Annotated in this window: 21 protein-coding genes; 1 reads left to right on the forward strand and 20 read right to left on the reverse strand. The window is 65.0% G+C overall.

Annotated features, from left to right (window positions below; all coding sequences use genetic code 11):
• Positions 1-40: 40 nt before the first annotated feature.
• The 13 genes from METRZ18153_RS0117255 to METRZ18153_RS0117310 form a co-directional block, all read right to left on the reverse strand.
• The gene (locus tag METRZ18153_RS0117255) at positions 41-2,038 is read right to left on the reverse strand and encodes a DUF1302 family protein (RefSeq protein ID WP_029143849.1); all 1,998 of its coding nucleotides are present in this window, start codon (positions 2,036-2,038) and stop codon (positions 41-43) included.
• A 95-nt stretch (positions 2,039-2,133) separates the two neighbouring features.
• Positions 2,134-4,554, reverse strand: coding sequence for an efflux RND transporter permease subunit (locus METRZ18153_RS0117260; RefSeq protein ID WP_020165925.1), 2,421 nt, complete (start codon positions 4,552-4,554; stop codon positions 2,134-2,136).
• Positions 4,551-5,018: a YCF48-related protein gene (locus METRZ18153_RS21185; RefSeq protein WP_232416078.1), complete on the reverse strand. Its 468-nt coding sequence runs from the start codon at positions 5,016-5,018 to the stop codon at positions 4,551-4,553. Before METRZ18153_RS21185 ends, METRZ18153_RS0117260 begins: the two co-directional genes overlap by 4 nt.
• Positions 5,003-5,530 (reverse strand): WD40/YVTN/BNR-like repeat-containing protein, encoded by a 528-nt coding sequence (locus METRZ18153_RS21190; RefSeq protein WP_232416079.1) that lies wholly within the window; start codon positions 5,528-5,530, stop codon positions 5,003-5,005. Before METRZ18153_RS21190 ends, METRZ18153_RS21185 begins: the two co-directional genes overlap by 16 nt.
• 68 nt (positions 5,531-5,598) lie before the next feature.
• Positions 5,599-5,829 (reverse strand): 4-oxalocrotonate tautomerase, encoded by a 231-nt coding sequence (locus tag METRZ18153_RS0117270; protein ID WP_332308879.1) that lies wholly within the window; start codon positions 5,827-5,829, stop codon positions 5,599-5,601.
• Positions 5,820-6,608 (reverse strand): 2-oxo-3-hexenedioate decarboxylase, encoded by a 789-nt coding sequence (gene dmpH, locus METRZ18153_RS0117275; protein WP_020165927.1) that lies wholly within the window; start codon positions 6,606-6,608, stop codon positions 5,820-5,822. Before dmpH ends, METRZ18153_RS0117270 begins: the two co-directional genes overlap by 10 nt.
• A gap of 3 nt (positions 6,609-6,611) precedes the next feature.
• Complete coding sequence (dmpG, locus tag METRZ18153_RS0117280) at positions 6,612-7,652, reverse strand: 4-hydroxy-2-oxovalerate aldolase (RefSeq protein WP_020165928.1); 1,041 nt, start codon at positions 7,650-7,652, stop codon at positions 6,612-6,614.
• Between the two features lie 17 nt (positions 7,653-7,669).
• Positions 7,670-8,587 carry an acetaldehyde dehydrogenase (acetylating) gene (locus tag METRZ18153_RS0117285; protein ID WP_020165929.1) on the reverse strand — a complete coding sequence of 306 codons (918 nt, stop codon included), beginning with the start codon at positions 8,585-8,587 and terminating at the stop codon, positions 7,670-7,672.
• Positions 8,584-9,198, reverse strand: coding sequence for a carboxymuconolactone decarboxylase family protein (locus tag METRZ18153_RS0117290; RefSeq protein ID WP_020165930.1), 615 nt, complete (start codon positions 9,196-9,198; stop codon positions 8,584-8,586). The genes METRZ18153_RS0117285 and METRZ18153_RS0117290 overlap by 4 nt, the downstream gene beginning before the upstream one ends.
• Before the next feature lie 10 nt (positions 9,199-9,208).
• Complete coding sequence (gene dmpE, locus METRZ18153_RS0117295; protein ID WP_020165931.1) at positions 9,209-9,994, reverse strand: 2-oxopent-4-enoate hydratase; 786 nt, start codon at positions 9,992-9,994, stop codon at positions 9,209-9,211.
• 106 nt (positions 9,995-10,100) lie between these two features.
• Positions 10,101-10,928: an alpha/beta fold hydrolase gene (locus tag METRZ18153_RS0117300; protein WP_020165932.1), complete on the reverse strand. Its 828-nt coding sequence runs from the start codon at positions 10,926-10,928 to the stop codon at positions 10,101-10,103.
• An 11-nt stretch (positions 10,929-10,939) separates the two neighbouring features.
• Complete coding sequence (locus METRZ18153_RS0117305) at positions 10,940-12,400, reverse strand: 2-hydroxymuconic semialdehyde dehydrogenase (protein WP_020165933.1); 1,461 nt, start codon at positions 12,398-12,400, stop codon at positions 10,940-10,942.
• Between the two features lie 27 nt (positions 12,401-12,427).
• Entirely contained in the window at positions 12,428-12,865 is a 438-nt protein-coding gene (locus tag METRZ18153_RS0117310; RefSeq protein WP_020165934.1) for a GlcG/HbpS family heme-binding protein, read from the reverse strand.
• A 190-nt stretch (positions 12,866-13,055) separates the two neighbouring features.
• Here METRZ18153_RS0117310 and METRZ18153_RS0117315 point away from each other — a divergent pair, with 190 nt between their 5' ends.
• A complete protein-coding gene (locus METRZ18153_RS0117315; RefSeq protein ID WP_020165935.1) occupies positions 13,056-13,796 on the forward strand; it encodes a GntR family transcriptional regulator in 741 nt (246 codons plus the stop codon).
• Between the two features lie 95 nt (positions 13,797-13,891).
• Here the strand turns inward: METRZ18153_RS0117315 and METRZ18153_RS0117320 are convergent, their stop codons facing one another.
• The 7 genes from METRZ18153_RS0117320 to METRZ18153_RS0117350 all read right to left on the reverse strand — a co-directional run bounded on the left by METRZ18153_RS0117320 (position 13,892) and on the right by METRZ18153_RS0117350 (position 20,141).
• On the reverse strand, positions 13,892-14,629 hold the full coding sequence (locus METRZ18153_RS0117320; RefSeq protein ID WP_020165936.1) for a PaeR7I family type II restriction endonuclease: 738 nt from the start codon (positions 14,627-14,629) through the stop codon (positions 13,892-13,894).
• A 6-nt stretch (positions 14,630-14,635) separates the two neighbouring features.
• Positions 14,636-16,342 (reverse strand): Eco57I restriction-modification methylase domain-containing protein, encoded by a 1,707-nt coding sequence (locus METRZ18153_RS0117325; protein WP_081629109.1) that lies wholly within the window; start codon positions 16,340-16,342, stop codon positions 14,636-14,638.
• 126 nt (positions 16,343-16,468) lie between these two features.
• Positions 16,469-16,804 (reverse strand): 2Fe-2S iron-sulfur cluster binding domain-containing protein, encoded by a 336-nt coding sequence (locus tag METRZ18153_RS0117330; RefSeq protein WP_020165938.1) that lies wholly within the window; start codon positions 16,802-16,804, stop codon positions 16,469-16,471.
• Positions 16,805-16,806: 2 nt separating this feature from the next.
• Positions 16,807-17,865, reverse strand: coding sequence for an NADH:ubiquinone reductase (Na(+)-transporting) subunit F (locus tag METRZ18153_RS0117335; RefSeq protein WP_029143852.1), 1,059 nt, complete (start codon positions 17,863-17,865; stop codon positions 16,807-16,809).
• Positions 17,865-18,224: a phenol hydroxylase subunit P4 gene (locus METRZ18153_RS0117340; protein WP_020165940.1), complete on the reverse strand. Its 360-nt coding sequence runs from the start codon at positions 18,222-18,224 to the stop codon at positions 17,865-17,867. Before METRZ18153_RS0117340 ends, METRZ18153_RS0117335 begins: the two co-directional genes overlap by 1 nt.
• 13 nt (positions 18,225-18,237) lie before the next feature.
• Positions 18,238-19,791, reverse strand: coding sequence for an aromatic/alkene/methane monooxygenase hydroxylase/oxygenase subunit alpha (locus METRZ18153_RS0117345; RefSeq protein ID WP_020165941.1), 1,554 nt, complete (start codon positions 19,789-19,791; stop codon positions 18,238-18,240).
• 80 nt (positions 19,792-19,871) lie between these two features.
• Positions 19,872-20,141, reverse strand: a complete 270-nt coding sequence (locus METRZ18153_RS0117350; RefSeq protein WP_020165942.1) for an MmoB/DmpM family protein — start codon at positions 20,139-20,141, stop codon at positions 19,872-19,874.
• Between the last annotated feature and the right edge of the window lie 9 nt (positions 20,142-20,150).

Raw genomic sequence — 20,150 nt, forward strand, 5'->3', positions numbered from 1 at the left:
TGTGAAGCCGGGGCGCACGCCCCGGCACTGCGGTGGAAGGTCAGAACTTGTAGCGAAGGGTTGCGTAGATCTCGTCCTCGGCCCACGCGGCACCGATCGGGCCGGCGCGGAAGCGGCCGAGAGGTTCGAGGCCGGCGAGGCCGCGCGAGAAGGCCTGGGTCGGATCGCCGCCGTAATTGCCCGAGGTGAAGGGCGGCCACGGATTGCAGGCGCGGCAGTCGTCGTACTTGTAGCGATCGTTGTCACTGCCCAGTTTCACGTTGGCGCCGATGGCGAACTTCAGGTTGTCGCTGAGCAGCCATTCGACCTGCGGAGCGGCCACCGTCGCCTGCGCGCGGAAGTCATGCGCGAAGATGATCTGCGGGCTCAGACGGTCGTTCTTCAGGAAGGCCTTGATCAGCAGCGTGCCGATCACGTTGTCCTCCCAGTCCGGGATGCCGATGCGGCCGCCCATCGGGCCGCGTTGGTCGTCGTGGTTGAAGATGTGCTGGTAGAACAGCTGACCGGAAATGAGCGTCGTGCGACGCGGATTGATGAAGGGGATGAAGGTCGGCCGGTCGACACCGATGACCGCACGGAACACGTTGTTCTTCGAGTAAAGCTCCGGCTTGGACGTGTTGGCGAATTCCTCGCCGTCGGTCAGCGCCGCCTCGACGCGCACCGCCGCGTTGGCAGCTTCCCACTCGAAGTCCATCGAACCGCCGATCAGGTTCACTCGCGGGAAGTGCATGTCGAACGAGATCAGGTAGGGCCAAGAGTCACGGAACTCGCCGGTGAAACCGTTGGTGCCGCGGCGCCCACCGCGCAGGCTTGGGAGCTGCGAGCGGTAGGTCAGTGCGTTCAGCGAGAAGGACAGACCGCTCTGGGTCACGCCTTCGTACTTCACGCCCAGTTGCGTGTTCTTCAGCTTCCAGCCCGGCAGATGCACGTCGGCCAGACCGATCTGGCCGGGGCCGAAGTCTGTCGCGAGATAGGAGCCAGGCACGCCCGGAATGTTGGCGAAGTTGGCCACCGTGCCGCCGTTGTCCCACAGGTTCTTCATGCCACGGAAGAAGCAGCCGGCGTCGAGGATGACGTTGGCCGTGCCGCACTGGCCGAGGTTGTTGGCGCGGAACTGGTCGAAGTTCCACACCACCTGCAGGTTGCGCTCCTGCATGGTTTCACTGCCGCCCATGCGGTACTCGGCCTGGACCATCCACATCGGAATGCGGATGTCTTCCAGCTCGTCATAGATGTTGTTTCGCGAGTAATCGACCGGGTTGATCACGTCGAGCACGCGGAACAGGTCGGTGCGGCCCCACACCACCTGCTGCTTGCCGATCTTGAGGAAGATCGAGCGCTGATCATCGAGCGCGAAGGTCTTCTTCACATAGGCTTCGCGGATGAAATCCAGACGCGAATTGAACTCGGGTGACTCCAGTTCCGACCGCTTCTTGTCGCCATAGCCACCGAAGTCGGTACAACCGCGGCTGTCGTAGTCGCAGGGACGCACCGGCACGCCGAAGGCGGCTCCGCCCTCCACATCGTGCCAGCGATCGCCGAGCACGCGCAGGCCGTCGTTCGGGTTGCGGTTCAGATCGAAGCCGAAGGAGGGCGTGTCGATCAGGCCGTTGTCACCGACCACGCCCTGACCGTGCGGCGTCGAGCGCGTGCCACCGAAGGCGCCGGCCGGATCGGTGGTGTCCAGGTTAATGGCGCCGCCGGCCTCCTTGCCGTATTGGTCGTCGTTGATGCGATAGACGCCGTCGAAGGTGCCCCGCAGCACGCCATGGAACTCCCAGCCGTTGCCGAGCGCCTTGTCCGCCTCGATCTGCAGCGTGTTGCGGAACTTCGAAAGACCGACAGTGCGGTTGGTGTTGTCCTTGCCGCGAAAACGGGTGTCGTTCTCGTAATAGACGTCGACCTTCCACTTGTCCTGGCTGCTGCCCAGGTCCGGCAGGTTGTCCTGCGCCATCGCGTTCAGTGCGGCGAGTGCGCACAGTGCCCCTCCCAGCCCGACACGGGCCGCGAGGTGGCTCCTCTTCTTGTATGTGTCCACCTTGTCCTCCTCCTGTTTGTCCTGCTATCGCACTGCTGACTCTCTCTGTTGTGGCCGGGCGGACGGACACCCGCCCGGCGGATTGAAGCTATCGGTCAGGCCGCCGCGCGGGCGACCTCGCGCGGCGCGTCGTCCTCTTCCAGCACACCGTCCTCGTCGTAGTGGGTGGCAACCACGAAGTGCGGGCGGAACACCACGCACCAGGCAGGCACGATGAGCATCGCGGCCAGCGCATTGACGACCAGCATGAAGGACAGCAGGACAGCGGCATCCGACTGGAAGCGCAGGTCGGACATGAAGATCCACATGACGACACCGGCGATCAGCGTCGCGGCGGTGAAGGACACGGCGTAGCCTGTGGTGGCGACCGCATTGACGACGGCGCGATGGATGTTGCGGGTGACCGCCATTTCCTCGCGGATGCGGTCCATGAAGTACACCGCGTAGTCGATGCCGACGCCGACGCCGACCGCGATCACCGGCACCGTGTTCACGCTGATGCCGATGTCGGCCCAGCCCATGTAGGCATAGGTCATGACGGTGGCGAACAGCATGGGCAGCACCATCAGCCAGCCGGCGTGCAGCGACTGGTAGTAGGCCATCACCAGGAGAAAGGCCAGCAGCATCACCGCCGGAATGATGATCATGTGGTCGGTGTGCAGCGCCTGGTTGGCCGCTGCGGTGACGCCGATGATGCCGCCGCCCAGTTCTATCTTCAGGCCGGGCACCTCGGCCTCGATGCGCGCCTTGCCCTCTTCGGCGAGCGCGACCACCCGGTTGATGGTTTCCGCCTGGTGGTCCTTGTAGAAGAACACCATGTTGGCTTCGTTCTCGTCCGGGTTGATGTACTCCTTCAGCGCCCCCGGAATCGGGCTGGACGCCATATAGGCGAACATCAGGCCGCCCACCTCGTCGGCGTTGTCCGGTATCTGCGCCCAGCGCGGATCGTCGTTGTGAGTGAGCTGGTTCACCACGCGCACCACGCCCGGCAACGCACGCGCGCCGCCCAGCGTCGGGTCGGACAGCATGTGCGCCTGGAAGCGCTCGATCGCGTGCATCACCTCGGGCCGCTTGATGCCGCCCTTCTCTTCGGTACGGGCGACGATGTGCAGCTCTTCCGAGCCGGGGAACAGCGTGTTGATGGCCGCCGTCGACACGTTGTAGTCGTGGTCGCGGTTGAGCAGCGGACTGCCGGGTTCGGACTCGCCGAGCTGCACCTTGGCCACGTACCAGCTGCCGACGACGACGCAGGCCAGCGACGCGAACAGGATGGCGCGCGCGCCACCGTCAGTGCCGCCGGTACGCGCCATCGCGTTGCCGAGGAAGTTGCGCACGCCCTCGTTGGCGTTCTCCATCGTCTTCGGCTGCGGCAGCACGGTCAGTGCCAGCGGCACCATGAAGTGCACCGTGAAGATGACCGAGAAACCCCAGAAGCCGGCGGCCAGGCCGAGCTTGTAGTTGAAGGGCGCGGCACCCAGCACCAGCACCGCGATGCCCACCGCGTCGACGATGATGGCCAGAGAACCAGGGCGGAACAGCGCATCCAGCGCGTTTCGCGCGGCCTGCTTGCCGTTCTTCACGATGGCCAGTTCCTCGTAGTAGCGCACCACCAGTTGCACGCCGTGCGAAGTGGCGCGGGCGGCGATCAGGAAGGGAATGGGCAGCGACAGCGGTTCGAGGTTGATGCCGGCCATGGCCATGAAGCCCAGGCCCCAGATCGACGACAGCGCAATGCCCAGCAGCGGCAGCGCGATGCCATAGAGGCGGCGGAAATACACGATCAGCAGCGTTGCCAGCAGCGCCAGCGTCCATGCCAGGATCTGCACGATCTGGTCGAGGTAGGTATAGACCCAGCCGGTCAGCACCGGATTGCCGGTCACGTGCACCTTGTGGCCGTCGCGCGCCAGCGTGTCGCGCACCTTCTGCAGCGCGGCGAAGGTTTCGACGTAGTCGAGCTCGCTCTCGTTGAGCTGCGCCTTGATCAGCGCCGCCTTGAAATCCGGCGACACCATCAGACCGAACAGGTTGGGATTGGCGATGACGTCGCGCTGCATCTGCGCGAGCTCGTCGGCCGAGTAGTTCTTCGCCGGGTCGTAGTAGGGCTGCGACACGAAGCTGCCCTCGGGGCTGAGGAACACCTTGCGCGCGGTGCGGTGGGTCAGCGAGGACACCAGGTTGTGGTTCACGCTGGGCAGGTTGTCCACGCCCTGCGTGGCTTCATGCACAAGTTTCAGCGTGTCGTTGTTGAAGATCGTGCCCTGCTCGACCTCGATCGCCATCACGATCATGTTGGCGCCGCCGAAGTTCTCCTTGATGCGGTTGTAGGTCTGGATGTAGCTGTGCTCCTGCGGCAGCAGGTCGGAGAAATCCGAATAGATGCGCAGCTTGGGCAGCGCCGCGGCGAAAGCCAGCGTTGCCAGGAAGATCAGGCTGAGCACGATCTTCGGGTTGGCGAAGATCCACTCTTCGGCCTTGTGCAGCGAGTGGGTGATGGACTTGCGGATCGGGGCGATCATTTCGCGGCTCCGGTTTTGGATGAGCCACCGTCGGCGACGGCACGCAGCAGGCCGCCAGGCCCGCCGATCAGAAGGGTGTTGTTCGCGGCGACCGAGGTGCCGGCCGCGAGCGGGACCGGCCGGGCGTCCGGGTAGGCCACGGCCACCCATTCCTCGCCCTGCAGACGCACCACCGCGCCACCGGCGCCGACCGCGTGCGGTGCGCCGGCGTGCATGAAGATGCGATACAGCGGTGCGCCGGCGCGATTCAGCTGCGGCGTCCAGGTCAGGCCGCCGTCGGTGGTGTGCACCACCTGCCCGGCCAGCCCGCTGACCCAGCCTTCGCTGGCCGACACGAACAGCGCCGCGTACGGGTAGAACTCCTCGGGCAGCGCACCACGCTTGGCCCAGGTCTGACCGCCGTCCGTCGTGACCACCACTGTGCCGAACTCGCCAGTGGCGAATCCGTTCAGTTCGTCGACCATCTCACCGTGGTGATCTGCAGGTCTTCCTGCAGGTCGGTCTTGACCCAGCTCTTGCCCTGGTCATCGCTGCGCACGATGAGCGCGCCGGTGCCGGCGACCCACCAGCGGCCCTGACGGTCGCAGTGCACGGCCAGCGCGGTGTGCGGTGCTTCCAGCGGCTGCGCGGTCCAGGCGGACAGCTGGGCGTCGGCCGTCCACAGCTTCCGGTAGAAATCGATGGCGATGAAGCGGCCGTCCGGGCACACGTCCATGCCGGTGATCGACGACGGCCCGGCGATGGGCTGCCGAGTCCAGCTGCGGCCGCCGTCTGAAGACACCAGCACCGCGCCGCTGCGGGTGCCGGCCGCGACCTTCTCGCCGTGCGCGGCCAGCGCCTGGATGGCGTCGTAACGCTGTACCGGCTTCTGCGCCTCGGCGCGCGCGGCCGACAGGTCGGGGGCCTGGGTGCAGCCTGTTGCGAACGGGGCGAGCGCAGCGCAGACGGCCAGCGCCCTGAATCCGTGATGGTTCATGTATTTCTCCTCCTTGCCCGGCTCTGCGGCCGGGTCGTCGATGGGCTAAGTCGTTTGGCGGTGCGCGGCTAGCGCCCGAGGTCCTTGGCGCTGACGCCGCCTATGCCCCAGTGGGACTTCGGCACCTCGACGATCATCACGCGCACCGCTTCACGCGGTGCGCCGACCGCCTCTACCAGCGCCTGCGTCACCTTCTCGATCACGGCGCGCTTCTGGTCCTCGGTCCGGCCCTCGATCAGGTTGATCTGTGCGAATGGCATGGTTCGTTTCTCCTGATTGCGAAGGGCGGTCAGACGAATCGGACGCTGGTCGAACCGAGCGACTGGATGCGCAGGCTGACGCTGTCGCCGGCCGCCACCGCGACCGCCTCGGTGATGCCGCCGGACAGGATGAGCGTGCCGGCCGGGATCTCCTCGCCGCGCCGGCCCAGCATGTTGGCCAGCATCGCGATCGCCGCCGCCGGGTGGCCGAGCACTGCTGCACCGGCGCCGAGCGCCACCGGCTGCCCGTTCTTTTCCAGCACGACGCCCAGTGTGCGCAGGTCCAGACCTTCGACCGGCGTGGCGGTACCGCCGACCACGAAGCGCGACGACGAGCAGTTGTCGGCGACCACGCTCTTCAGGTCGAACTTGAAGTCGCGGTAGCGCGAATCGATGATTTCGATCGCCGGCACCACGAAGTCGGTGGCAGCGAGCACCGCGGCGATGTGGCAGCCCGGGCCCCGCAGCGGCGCCTTGGTGACGAAGGCGATCTCCGGCTCGACCTTGGGGTGGATGAGCTTCTTGGTGTCGATGTCGCCGCCGTCGGCGACCGCGAAGTCATCGACCAGGAAGCCGAACACCGGGTCTTCGACGCCCATCTGCTTCATCTTGGCGCGTGAGGTGAGCCCCGCCTTCAGGCCGACGATGCGTGCGCCGCGCGCCAGCTTGCGGGCGCGTATCGCGTCCTGCACCGCGTAGGCGTCCTCCCAGTCCATGTCCGGGTGGTCGTCGGTGATCTTGGTGGTGTCGCGCGCTTCCAGCTCGCAGTTCTCGAGGCGCTCGGCGAGCAGCGCAATGGTGGTGCGGTCGAGGTTCATCGTTCAGCCCTCCGCCGCCGCGGTCGCCCGCTCGCGCGCCATCGTGATCGCGGTGTCCTCGATCATGTCCTCCTGACCGCCCACCATGCCGCGGCGACCCAGCTCCATCAGGATGTCGCGCGGCGCGATGCCGTACTTGGCACCGGCACGCTTGGCGAACAGCAGGAAGGAGGAGTAGACGCCGGCATAGCCCAGCGTCAGCGAGTCGCGGTCGATGCGCACCAGGTGCTCCATCATCGGCAGCACCAGGTCTTCGGCCACGTCCATGATGCGGTACAGATCGACGCCGGTTTCGATGCCCATCCGGTTGGCCACCGCGACGAACACCTCCAGCGGCGTGTTGCCGGCACCGGCCCCCAGACCGTTGGTCGAGCCGTCGATGCGGCTGGCACCGGCTTCGATCGCCGCCAGCGAATTCGACACGCCCATCGACATGTTGTGGTGGCCGTGAAAACCGATCTCGGTTTCGGGGCGCAATGCCTGGCGCACCGCGGTGACGCGCGCCGTCACGTCGTCCGGCAGCATGTAGCCGGCGGAGTCGGTCACGTACACGCAGTTGGCGCCGTAGCTTTCCATCAGCTTCGCCTGCGCGACGAGTTTGTCCGGCTCGATCATGTGGGCCATCATCAGGAAGCCCACGGTGTCCATGTCCAGCTTGCGCGCCAGACCGATGTGCTGTTCCGACACGTCGGCTTCGGTGCAGTGGGTGGCCACGCGTATCGTGTGCACGCCCAGCTCGTGCGCCATGCGCAGGTGGTCGACGGTGCCGATGCCCGGCAGCAGCAGCGCCGACACCTTGGTGTTCTTCATCGCCGGGATGACGGTGGAGAGGTACTCCTCGTCGCTGTGCAGCGGGAAGCCGTAGTTCACCGACGCACCACCGAGGCCGTCGCCGTGCGTCACCTCGATCAGCGGCATGCCCGCTTCGTCGAGGCCGCGCGCCACCGCCAGCATCTGGTCCAGCGTGATCTGGTGGCGCTTCGGATGCATGCCGTCGCGCAGCGTGTTGTCGTGCAGCGTGACCTTCTTGCCCTTGAGATTCATGGTCGTGTCCTTTGCGCTCAAGCGGGGACGGGCTCGAGCGAGAGCGAGCCGTTCAGGATTTCTTCGGCGAACATCTCGGCCGTGCGCGCGGCGGCGGCGGTCATGATGTCGAGATTGCCGGCGTACTTCGGCAGGTAGTCGCCGAGGCCGGCGACTTCCATGAAGATGGACACGCGGTGGGTGTCCATGTCGATGACCGGGCCATTGACCAGCCGGTAACCGGGCACGTAGGCCTGCACCTGGCGGATCATGTCGTGCACCGATTCCTCGATCTCGGCCGCGCGCGGCGCCGATTCGGTGATGCAGTGGATGGTGTCGCGCATGATCAGCGGCGGCTCGGCCGGGTTGATCACGATGATGGCCTTGCCCTTCGCCGCGCCGCCGACGCGCTCGATGGCGCCCGAGGTGGTGCGGGTGAATTCGTCGATGTTCTTGCGCGTACCGGGACCGACCGAGCGACTCGACACGGTGGCGACGATCTCTCCGTAGCTCACCGTCTGCACGCGCGACACCGCCGCCACCATCGGGATCGTCGCCTGGCCACCGCAGGTGACCATGTTCACGTTCATCTCGCGCTTGCCGACGTGTTCCTTCAGGTTCACCGGCGGCACGCAGAAGGGGCCAATGGCGGCGGGCGTCAGGTCGATCATCATCACGCCCAGCGCATTGAGCTTGCGCGAGTTCTCGGCATGCACGTAGGCGCTGGTGGCGTCGAAGGCGATCTGGATGCCGTCCGCCTTCACGTGCGGCAGCAGGCCGTCGACGCCGTCGCTGGTGGTCTTGATGCCCATGTCGCGGGCGCGCGCCAGGCCTTCCGACGCCGGGTCGATGCCGACCATCCAGACCGGCTCCAGCACCGGGCTGCGCTTCAGCTTGTAGAGCAGGTCGGTGCCGATATTGCCCGGCCCGATCAATGCACACTTGATCTTGTTCATGCAGGGATGTCCTCGTCTCCGGCGGCGTGCTTGCCGGCGGTCCAGCCGGTGTTCGCGAGCACGCTGCCGGCGGTTTGAAGGGGCTCGGACTCAAGCGTCGTTGCCAGTGAATCGTTCCAGCGGTTGAAGAAGCCGAACAGCGCGATCACGCCGAGCAGCTCGACGATCTGCCCTTCGCTCCAGTGCGCACGCAGGCGGGCGAACAGTTCGTCGCTCACGTCGTTCGGCTGGCTGGCGGCAGCCAGCGCGAAATCGAGTGCCACGCGTTCGGCATCGGAGAACAGCGGGCTGGTCCGGTAGTCGGCGATGGCCGCCATCTTTTCCGCGGCAACGCCGTGGCGCAGCGCGCTGGTGGCGGTATGCGCACGGCAGTACAGGCAGCCGGCCGCCATGCTGGCGACGTGACCGATCAGGCGCTTGAAGCCCAGATCGACCTCGCCCGCCGGGTCGTACACACCGCGGCTCAGCGCGATCAGGCCCTTCGCCAGCGCCGGCCGGTACGCCATCGTGCGCAGGCTGTTCGGCACGAAGCCGAGCGTGCGCTCGAAGAAGGCGAAGTCGGCCGCCATGTCCGGCGTGGACTCGATCGGCAGGGGCGCGATGCGTGCCATGGCGTCGGTCCTAGACGAAACGCACCGAGCAGCCGCCAAGGCCGCCGATGGCGATGCGCAGGCTGTCGCCCGCCTTGACCGGAATGAGGGCGGCGAGCGAACCGGACAGGATCACTTCACCAGCCTTGAGCGGAATGCCGAGCCGGCCCAGCGTGTTGGCGAGCCAGACGACGGCGTTGACCGGATGGCCGAGGGCGGCCGCGCCGGCACCGGTGCCGACGATGTCGCCGTTCAGCTCCAGCACCATGCCGCACAGGCCGAGGTCGAGATTGCGCGGAGACACCGCGCGGTCGCCGAGCACGAACACGCCGCAGGAGGCGTTGTCGGCCACCGTGTCCTGGATGCGGATCTTCCAGTCGGTGATGCGCGAATCGACGATTTCGAAGCAGGGCATCACGCACTCGGTAGCGCGCAGCACGTCGGCGCCGGTGACGCCGGGGCCCATGATGTCGTGCTTCAGGATGAAGGCGATCTCGCCTTCGGCGCGCGGCTGGATCAGCGAGTTCGCGGCGATCGATTCGCCCTCGTTGTAGATCATGCCGTCGAGCAGGTAGCCGAAGTCCGGCTGATGCACGTTCAGCATGTTCTGCACCACCTTCGAGGTGACGCCGATCTTCTTGCCGACGATGCGCTCACCGGCGTCCAGCCGGCGCGAAATCATGCGCTGCTGGATGTGGTAGGCATCCTCGATGGTGATGTCCGGCTCGCTGCTGGTCAGCGGCGCCACGGTTTCGCGGGTGGTGAGCGCGGCGTACAGCTCGTCGCCGTAGCGCTGGATCTTGTCGGCTTGCATCATCATCTGCTCCGTATCGTTATTGACCGCGCCGCGCCGCCCGCCGGGCCGCCCCAAGGGCGAGCGCAGCCCCCTTGGGGGGGCAGCGAGCGGAGTGAGCGTGGGGGTCTCATTCGTTTAGGAAGTCGCCCACCAGGCGCGCGAAACGCGCCGCGTGCTCGATCTGCGTCCAGTGGCCGCACTTGCCATACACGTGCAGTTGCGCGTTCGGTATCCACTGCGCCAGCGTGAGCGAGGTGTCGAGCGGGATGACCTGATCCTCGCGACCGTGGATCACCAGCGTTTCGTGCGGCAGCGCCTTGATGTCTTCCGCGCGGCTTGCCATCGCGTCGACCCAGCGCTGGCGAGGTGCCGGGAACATGGCGGAGAAGGATTCCTGGAAGCCCGGGCGGATCGACGCCTCGTAGCGCAGCTTCGCCAGTTCGTCGTTGGCCAGCGAGCGGTCGTAGGCGAACAGGTCGAGCAGGCCGCGCATCGTCTCGATCGACGGCGTGTAGCCCCACACCGCGTCGAGCGCCGGCGTGATGTCGAAGCGCACGCCGACGCTGCCCATCAGCACCAGGCGGCGGATGCGGTGCGGGTGACGGATGGCGACCTGGAGTGCCAGACCGCCACCGAAGCTGTTGCCAACCAGATCGGCGCGCTCGATGCCGAGCGCGTCCAGCATGCCGACGGCCTGGGCGACCCAGGTGTCCATGTCGTACCGAAGGTCGGGGCGGCGCTCGCTGTAGCCGAAGCCGGCCATGTCCGGCGCGATCACGCGGGCGCGTTCGGCCAGTGAAGGCATGACCAGTCGCCAGTTCGCCCAGGCGCTGACACCGGGGCCGGAGCCGTGCAGCATCAGCACCGGGAAGCCGCTGCCCAGGTCGTGATAGTTGGTCCTGATGCCGGCGGCGACGATGCTGCGGGCGACTTCGGGGTTGAGCGGTGCGTTCATGTCGTCGGTCCTCACAGCTTCACGCACACGTTCTTCAGCTCGGTGTAGAACTCGAGCGAATGCACGCCGCCTTCGCGGCCGATACCCGACTGCTTGGCACCGCCGAAGGGTGTGCGCAGGTCGCGCAGGAACCAGGAGTTCACCCACACCAGACCGGTGTCGAGTGCGGCAGCGACGCGGTGGCCGCGCGTGATGTCGGACGTCCACACCGAGGCGGCGAGGCCGTAGTTGGTGTCGTTGGCCATGCGGATCGCATCCTCTTCGCGATCGAAGGGGGCGATGTGGCAGCAGGGGCCGAAGATTTCCTCGCGCACGACGGCGGCGGTTTCCGGCAGACCGGTCCAGATCGTCGGTTGCACCCAGGCGCCGTCGGCCAGTTCGCCCGGCATGTCCGGTACGCCGCCGCCGGTGACGACGGTGGCGCCCTCTTCCACCGCGCGGCGGTAGTAGGACAGCACCTTCTGTCTGTGCTCGGCGGAGATCAGCGGCCCCATGCCGGTGGCTTCGTCCTCCGGCCGACCCATGACCAGCGCCTCGGCGCCCTGCTTCAACGCGGCAACGAAGCGCTCGAAGATCGGGCGCTCGACATAGACGCGTTCGGTCCCGAGGCAGACCTGACCGCAGTTGGCGAAGGCCGAGCGCAGCGTGCCGGCGATGGCGGCATCGAAGTCGCAGTCGGCGAACACGATGGCCGGGTTCTTGCCGCCCATTTCCAGCGATACCGGCCGTGCGCCGCCGGCGGCCGCCTTCATGATGGCTTCGCCGGTGCGCGTCTCGCCGGTGAAGGTGATGGCATTGACGCCCGGGTGGGTGGTCAGGAATTCGCCGGCCGAATCCGGGCCGAAACCATGCACCACGTTGTAGACGCCGGCCGGCACGCCGACCGCGTTCATTACCTCACCAAGCAGCGCCGCAGTCTGCGGCGTCTCTTCCGACGGTTTCACCACGACGGTGTTGCCGCAGGCCAGCGCCGGACCCACCTTCCAGGTCATCAGCAGCAGCGGCAGGTTCCACGGACACACCACGCCGACCACGCCGACCGGCTTGCGCAGCGCGTAATTGATCGCGCCACGGCCGTCCGGGGTGGCCATTTCGAAGAACTCGCCCGGCACGTTCTTGACCACGTCGGCGAAGATCTTGAAGTTGGCGGCACCGCGCGGAATGTCGAGGTGGCTGGCCAGGCTGACCGGCTTGCCGGTGTCGGCCACTTCGGCGGCGACGAAGTCGTCGAAGCGGCGGTTGATTTCATTGGCGACTGCGTACAGCAGTTCGGTGCGCTCGGTCACCGTCATGCGGCCCCACGGGCCTTCGAGCGCGGCACGCGCTGCGGCGACCGCGGCATTCACCTCGTCGCGCCCGGCTTCGCTGACCAAGGCGATGACGCGGTTGTCCAGCGGCGAGCGCTTGTCGAAGCGGCGGCCCTCGCGGCCGGCGACAAACTCGCCGTTGATGAAGTGGCTGATCTGTTTCATCGATCTCTTTCTTGTTGGAACGGCGCGTCAGCGCGCCGGGGTCAGGCTGAGCGCCGCGAGCGCGGCGCGGGCGCAGTCCTCGTCCTGCGTTTCGGAGCCGCCGGAAATGCCGATGCCGCCGATGCGCTCGCCGGCCACCACCAGCGGCAGGCCGCCGCCGAACATGACCATGCGCGGGCGCAGCGGCAGCCCCTGGCGGACTGCGTCGGAATGGGATGAGAGGGCGGCCGCCCAGTCGCCGGTCGGCAGGCCGAAGCTGGCGGCGGTGTAGGCCTTGTCGATCGCGATATCGACCGAGTGCAGCGGCGCGCCCGGCATGCGCAGGAAGGACACGAGCTGGCCGGCGCGATCGACCACCGCCGCATTGACGCAGGCGCCCACGGACGCCGCGTGCGCCACCGCCGCGCTGACCGCCGCCGATGCCGCCTCCCAGCCCACTGTCGATTGCCGTGCTGCCACGTCCATGTCGTCTCCTCCGCGGGGCCGCTGTATCGCGACCTCACGCTCATCGATATTCGATGGACTTAACGATATAAACCAATAATCTCGACGTCAACTATTTTTATCGAGATTTTTGGCTTTTCACGGAGAAAGTTCGGAACTAGAATGTCGGCATGTCCTTGCACGCCGTGCAGGGGTGCTCGGGAAAGTCTTTATGGAACAACTAATTACCGGTGACTTTGCGGCTAATGGCGAAGCCTACGAACCGAAGACGCTGGTCGATGGCGCGTATCGCCAGTTGCGGCGGGACATCATCGAAGGCCGTCACCCGCCAGGTACGAAGCTGCGCGTCGAGCACCTGAAGGACGAGTACGAGGTTGGCGCTGGGACGCTGCGCGAGGCACTGGCGCTGCTGGTGAGTGATTCGCTGGTGGTCGCCCAGGGCCAGCGCGGCTTCCGCGTGGCGCCGATTTCGCTGGCCGACATCGAGGACATCACGCGCACCCGCGTCATGCTCGAATGCGAGGCGTTGCGGCAAAGCATCACCAACGGCGACGAGGTGTGGGAAGGCAATCTGGTCAGCGCCTTCCATCTGCTGACGCGTGCGGAAGAAAAGCTGGCCGGCGACGTGGACGGAAGCGTGAACGAATGGGAAGAGCGCAACCGCGTGTTCCACGAAACGCTGATCGGTGCATGCACCTCGCGCTGGATACGCCACTTCCTGGCCATCCTGTACCGGCAATCGGAACGCTACCGCCGCATATCGGTCCTGAACCGGCCGGTACCGCAGGACGTGCACGAGGAGCACGAACACATCTTTAAAGCCGCCATCGCACGCGACGCTGACGAAGCGACGCGTGTACTGTCGGGCCACATCTGGCGCACCTTCCAGACCGTGGCCAGCGTGCCGCAGTTCGCGCAGGAACCGGCGAGGAAGGCGGCCAACGGCGGCTGAGGCCGACCTTTGCCGACCAGGGGTTGCAGCAAGGGGATTTCAGTTGTCGTGCCCGTCGTCCGCTTCACTGCCCTTCCCCCATCCTTCGCGCCTAATCAAATGCGCGATCCCTCCTCAGCAATGTGTGCCGCAAGTCGCCGAACGAAGGTCCCCAAACCGGTCAGTTCCGACATTTCTCCGAAGACGCCGGACGTTGCGGCGTCTCTGGACGACGTCATGACGCAGGCCGACGAGTAGACCTTCTCCTTGACCAGTCGCTGGCAAAGAATGTCGTATCGCCGCAGGTAAGATGCACCACGAAACTCCGGGAACACTGGGAAGTGAGGGCTCGTGTCCTTGACCGGATTTCTGGACTTGCCGCAATCCTCTACGAGCATGAGCCAGCCGATGAACGGCGGAGGCTGCTCACCGAAAGCACCCTCACGATAGGCAATCCATAAGTCGTGGCCGGTACCGATCGCCTCTTCGGCCCTATTATTGAAATTGTTTCCGAATGACGGTCCGATCTGACTTTTCAGTTCGATCGCGGCGATCAACCGCCCACCGTTCATTATCAACACGTCCCAGATCTTGGTCGGACGGAAATAGCCAGGAAGTGTGAGGACAGCGCGCTTGAGGTGCACCTCTGCCGATGGCAGCCCGTTCTTCGCAACGAGCGCCTGGATAAGCGGAACGAAGCCATCCATGTTCTTGCCCGAAAGGACGCCGCCACGTTCGCCGCGATCTGCCTTTCCGGATTGACGTTGACGCTCGGCAGCGCCACCGCGGCTTGTCCAAAACTCCTTTACCGCCCCGCGCGCACGGCGCTCGTAGTCGCACAATTCAAGAGCCATTAGGTCTCAGCGCCGCTGCGCATCCTCTTTTTCTATCAAAGCGATATCGCCCTCGCTCAGTCCGTAAAGTTCGGCAACAGCCCGATTGCACGCCGGAATGTCGAGAGCGTGAGCCGCCGCGCCAAGTCGCGATCGCATATCCGATGGAACATCCTTCCAGAACGGAAGCCTGATCCGCCGCAGATACTGCGCCTGAAACCGGAGAAAGCCGCCACGCATACGAGTGGAATACGAGGAGATGAAGAATCGCGTCAGGTCGGACAGCAAGACTGCCTGCAACGCCCGCAGATTCCATTCGTTCGCGGTCACGAAGTAAAGGTTGTGGTGTGGATAGAGCCGTCCATCATCGAACACGACCTGCGCGTGACCTTTGATGTCCGGAATCAGCAGCTTGGGCTCGGCTGCCAGAGATGGCGTAATCCTGTCTATGGTGCGGAACCACCGTGACGGGTCCTTCTTCGCCACGTGGCGATTCGCAATGATGTCGCGCCTCTGTTCCAGGAAAGCGCGCAACTTCGGATACGCGGCAAGATCGACCAGCCTTCCGTCGTCTTGGAAGGGATTGATAACTCCAAATCCGCGCCAACTCACTTCACCGCTGTCGATATCGCGCGTCATGGCAAGAGGCAGCTTGCGATCATCCTCAACGTCAAGTTCGTCCATGAGCCCGATGAAGGCTCTGTCGGCGCCCGTAGCAACGCCGATCCCCACTTTGCAGCCCGCCTTTTCCAGGGTGGGAAAGGCCCCTTCAAGACGACGAATCAGGGAAAGAGAATCCTCTTCGGCGAGCACCCATGGCTCGCCATCCGCGGGAAGACTTCTGATCAGACGGACATCGGAAGTTCCCTCGGAGCCACCATCCATCAGTCCGGATGTGAGCTCCGCCAATCTTTCAACATCCCTAACGACTGCAACGCGCGTCACTCCTGGCATCAAACGTGCGATCAGGGTAATCGCTGGGTATGCGATCACTTCGGAATGAAAGGCGGCTGCCTCGCTGAGATCGACATATGCCTTGAGCCGGAAACGCGTCGTGACGAGACGTCGCAAGGGCGCTCCGTACTTGTTCTTCATCCAGCGATCGGCACAGATGAAGCACAGCTCCCCGCCATCGGCGAGCAGTTCAAGCGCCCTCTGCATGAAAGGTACGTATAGATCTGCGCGATCGTAGAGCGTCGAGTAGCGCGCGCGGTACTCATTGAGCAGCGCTTCCGGAATCAACTCCTGCCGAACATAGGGCGGATTGCCCACGACGACGTCGAAAGCGCCCCGTATCGGCGACAACAGAAAGTCATCGCAAATGAGCCAGCGCCGGGCCAGATACAGCGAGCCCTCTTCCGTGTGACCGTAGGCCATAAGGGTCTGTACGACCTTGGCGAAAGTGGATTCATAAGTATCTCGATGCAGTTCGACCGCGCAAATGCAGTCCTCCAGCGCGAAGTCACGGCCAACCCTGCGAGCTGCTCTCAACAAGCGCTCGATTGCAGGTAGCAGGAAATCACCGGCACCAAATGACGGTTCGAGAAAACGGAGGCGGGTGAGATCCCGTTCTTCGGAGTACCCCGCAAGATCGAGCATGAAGTCGACAACCTCGCGACGCGTGTAGATCGCGCCACGCTCCTGGGTGCTCGAATCGTCCGCCAGTTGCCGGATCGCCGCTTCGACCGGGCAGTCGCCGAACAGACCGGGTTGGAATGCCAAAGGGGGCGTCATGGGAAGACCAGAGTTTCGCAAGCGCGAATACTACGGCTGAAAGCACTTCCGGTCATTCCTGCGCATGCCGGTCTGCCTCGATCCCGAGCCGAGAACCGGGTCGGAGCAGGCAGAAGACCTCTGCGGTCAGCCCTTTTCCGCCGCCTCCTGCTTCAGCGCCTCGACACTGCGCGCCATCTTGCCGACCACCTTCAGCTTCAGGTCACTGGTCGGATAGATGCGGCAGGCAAGCACGCACCGGCGGCGCTCGTCCTCCTCGCTGATTGCACTGCGGCTCATGACGCCAGCGGTGTAGGTGCCGGACAGCACTTCCACCTTGCACACGCCGCAGCCGCCCTGGCGGCAGCCGACCGGGATGCCACGGCCGCCCAGCGCCTCCATGCCGCGCAGCGCGTTCTGCGTGTCCGCACACAGATACTCGCGGCCGATGCCTTCGAGCACGATGCTGTACGAACGCCCCACGATCAGATCTTCCTGAACAGCGGGCTGCGTACCTGCTGCGCGTCGGCCGCCGAGAAGAACTTCTCGGTGTGGATGTCGCGCTCGAACAGCCGCCCCTGCATCAGTGCGTTGATGCAGGCGTCGATCATGACCGGCGGTCCGCACAGATAGGCCTGGTGGCCACGGAAGTCCTCGCGGAAGTGGGCCAGCGCCGCCTCGTGTGCGTAACCGCGGAAGCCCGCCCAGTCGCTGCCCGCCGGTTCGTCCGACAGCGCGGGCACGTAACTGAAGTTCGCGTGCGCCGCCGCCAGTGCGACGAAGTCGTCGTGGTAGTACAGCTCGGCGCGGTTGCGCGCGCCGTACACCAGCGTGATCGGCTGCGCGTAGCCCTTGGCCAGCAGGTCGAGAATCATTGACCGCGGGCTCGACAGCCCGGAGCCGCCGGCCATGAAGATGAGCGGCCTGGCGGCCGACTCGCGCACGAAGAAGCGGCCGTAAGGGCCGGACAGCTTCACCCGGTCGCCCGCCTGCAGCGACTCGTGTATCCAGGTGGTGCCGCGGCCGCCAGGGACTATGCGGATGTTCAGCTCGACTTCGTTGCCGTTCGACGGTGCATTGGCGAGCGAGAACGCGCGACTCATGCCGGCTTCGGCGCCGATGTCCAGATTGATGTACTGGCCGGCCTGGAAGTCGATCGGCCGGTCGAGCCGGATGAACAGCCCCTTGATCGTCGGCGTGAGCTGTTCGATGCGGGTCACCGTGCCGTTGAAATCCTCGACCGGAATGTTGCGCGCGTCCGGCTCCTCGTCGATGTCCGCCTCTATCGTCACGTCGCTCTGCAGCCGTGCGCAGCAGGCCAGGGTCTTGCCCTCCTCGCGCTCGAAATCCATCAGCGCGAAGTCGGACGCCTCGCCGTGGTCCACCTCGCCGTCGGTCACCTGCACCTTGCAGGTGGCGCACAGACCGTGACAACAGGCATGCGGCAGCCAGATGCCTGCCCGCAGGCAGGCATCCAGTACCGTCTGGTCGTCCTCGACCTCAAGCGTCTGGCCGAGCGGTTCTATGGTCAGCGCGTAAGCCATCAGCTGCACGATCCCTTGATGCCGGTCAGGCCAGGCGTGCGGAAGCGGATGGCGTCCTTGTGGCCGATGCCGTTCTCCGCCAGCGTGCGGTTGAAATGCGGCACCCACGGCTCGCCGGACTTCATCCACTCCACCTTCGACCAGTCGATCCTGGCCCAGTCCGGGTGATAGCCGTAGGCGCCGGGCAGCACCTTCTCGACGATGTCGCCGAAGCGCATGGTGGGCGGGAAAGGAAAGGTCAGCGGCGCGCAGAACATCAGGTGATCGTCCCAGCCGACGTACACGAGCTGGTTGCCGTGGAAGTTGTCGACCACGTCGCGCGGCACGCCGACGTAATCCTTCACTGCAGCGACTTGCATGTCTTCGTCCCCCTCAGTCGTTGCGCTTGGCCATGCCGCGCCAGGCTTCGAAGTTGCGATGGTCTTCCGAACCTTCGAACTCGCCGTTATCGTGACCGACGTTGAGCCGGTAGTACTCCAGCACCGCGGCCAGCGGATCGAAGCCGGGCGCAGTCGGGTCGGTGCCCTCCGGGAAGCAGTTACCCTGGTAGATCTGGTGCACCGGCAGCCAGGCCTGTACGTACTTCTCCGGCTCGTTGTCGAAGATGTGCTGGCAGTGGTCGGAGCAGAAGTGGTACTTGTTGCCCTTGTAGCTGCGCTCGCGGTAGCAGATCTTCGTCGGGTCGCCAGGCTCGGTGAACAGCATCGGAATCTGGCAGGTCTGACACAGCATGGGCAGCGTCTTGTTGTAGAAACGGTTGCCCTTTTCCTGCTGTTCGCGCCAGAACTCGAAGCGCGGCCGGTAGTACTTGTCGAAGGTGTCCGGGTACTTCTGCGACAGCCACTGCATTTCTTCTTCGGTCGGCATCCAGGTGTGGAAGTCGGTGGCGCCGCTGTAGTTGTAGAAAGCTGACCACACCTGGTGCGACAGGTGCTCCTTCTCCTGGCGGATCTGTTCGGCGCAGGCCGGCATCTTGATGCCGTAGCGGGCGAGGTCCTTGAACAGCGCGCCGCCGTTCTCCTCGAAATAGATTTCCCAGGCTTCCTTCCAGCTCATGACGCGCTTGGGCAGCATGTAGTCCATCATCATCGCGACGATGGACAGCAGGCGCACGCCGCGCCAGCACCACTTGTCTATCCAGCGCTGCATGATGGGCAGGTTGGCCGGGTCCTGCTCGAGGATGAACTTGATGCACTCCAGCCCCAGCGTCATGTGACGCGCTTCGTCCGACTGCGCCGAGAAGCCGAAGGTCATGGTGCCCATGTCGCCGTTGTAGGCCGCACCCGACACGAAAGGCACGAACAGCAGATTGGTCAGCACGTACTCGAAGGAGAAGCCGATCGACACGATGAATTCGAACGGACCGGCGGTGATCGCGTCGTCGAAGAAGCTCTTCGGGACCGACAGGTACCAGACGCGGTCGAACATGTGCGGCGCGTCGTGGAAGCCGTTGTAGTACTTGTTGTAATTCGACAGCGAATGGATCTGCGTCTGCGCGTGGCGCATTTCGTCGATCGCCTGCATCTGGCAGGCGACGCGCGCACCGGCGCCGGGGAAGGCGCGGCCGACGTGGGCGAAGCCACGATGCGCCATGTGCTCGAGCGGCGTCACCGCGGTCAGGAAGATCTTGATCGCGTTCAGGTAGCGCGCGTCGGTCACGCCGAGGTGGCCGTTGCTCTGGCTGTAGGCGTCGATGATGGCGTACAGCTTGCGCTCCTTCTCCGCCTGGTACTTCCAGTAGGCGTCCATAGTCAGCCGGAACGGGTCTTCCCACTTGTCCCAGTCGTGGATCTTGATGCCTTCGTAGTCGGCGTACGGATACACCTTCTCCTTCGGCTGATAGGTGGTGTCCCACGCCAGATCACGGGTCATCAGCGTGTAACGTTCCTTCAGGCCCAGCTTCTTCTTCGGTACCTGCATGTCCATCTGTACTTCTCCTCAATGACGGAGCGGGTGCGGCCTCTGCGGTGGGCCGTCCGTGTCCCGCGTTCTCCCTCGGGTATGACTCAGTCGTTCCAGTGCAGCGTGAATTCGTCGTCGCTTTCGTCGATATGGCCGGACAGCGATATCAGGTGCGTGTGCAGTTCCTGCAGGTCGAAGTCGCGGCCGATCAGTTCGGAGATCGACTCGCGCTTCACCGTCAGGTGACCTTCAGCGTCGATCTTGATCATCGCCGGCGACTCGACCGGCACCGCGTGCGGGTTGTCGGCGAGGATGGATTCGATGATCGGACGCGTGTCGTCGTTGGTCTGCAGCGCGATGAATACCTTGGACATGGCGCGACC

The sequence above is a fragment of the Methyloversatilis discipulorum genome (genome assembly GCF_000385375.1).
In the GTDB taxonomy this organism is placed as follows: domain Bacteria; phylum Pseudomonadota; class Gammaproteobacteria; order Burkholderiales; family Rhodocyclaceae; genus Methyloversatilis; species Methyloversatilis discipulorum_A.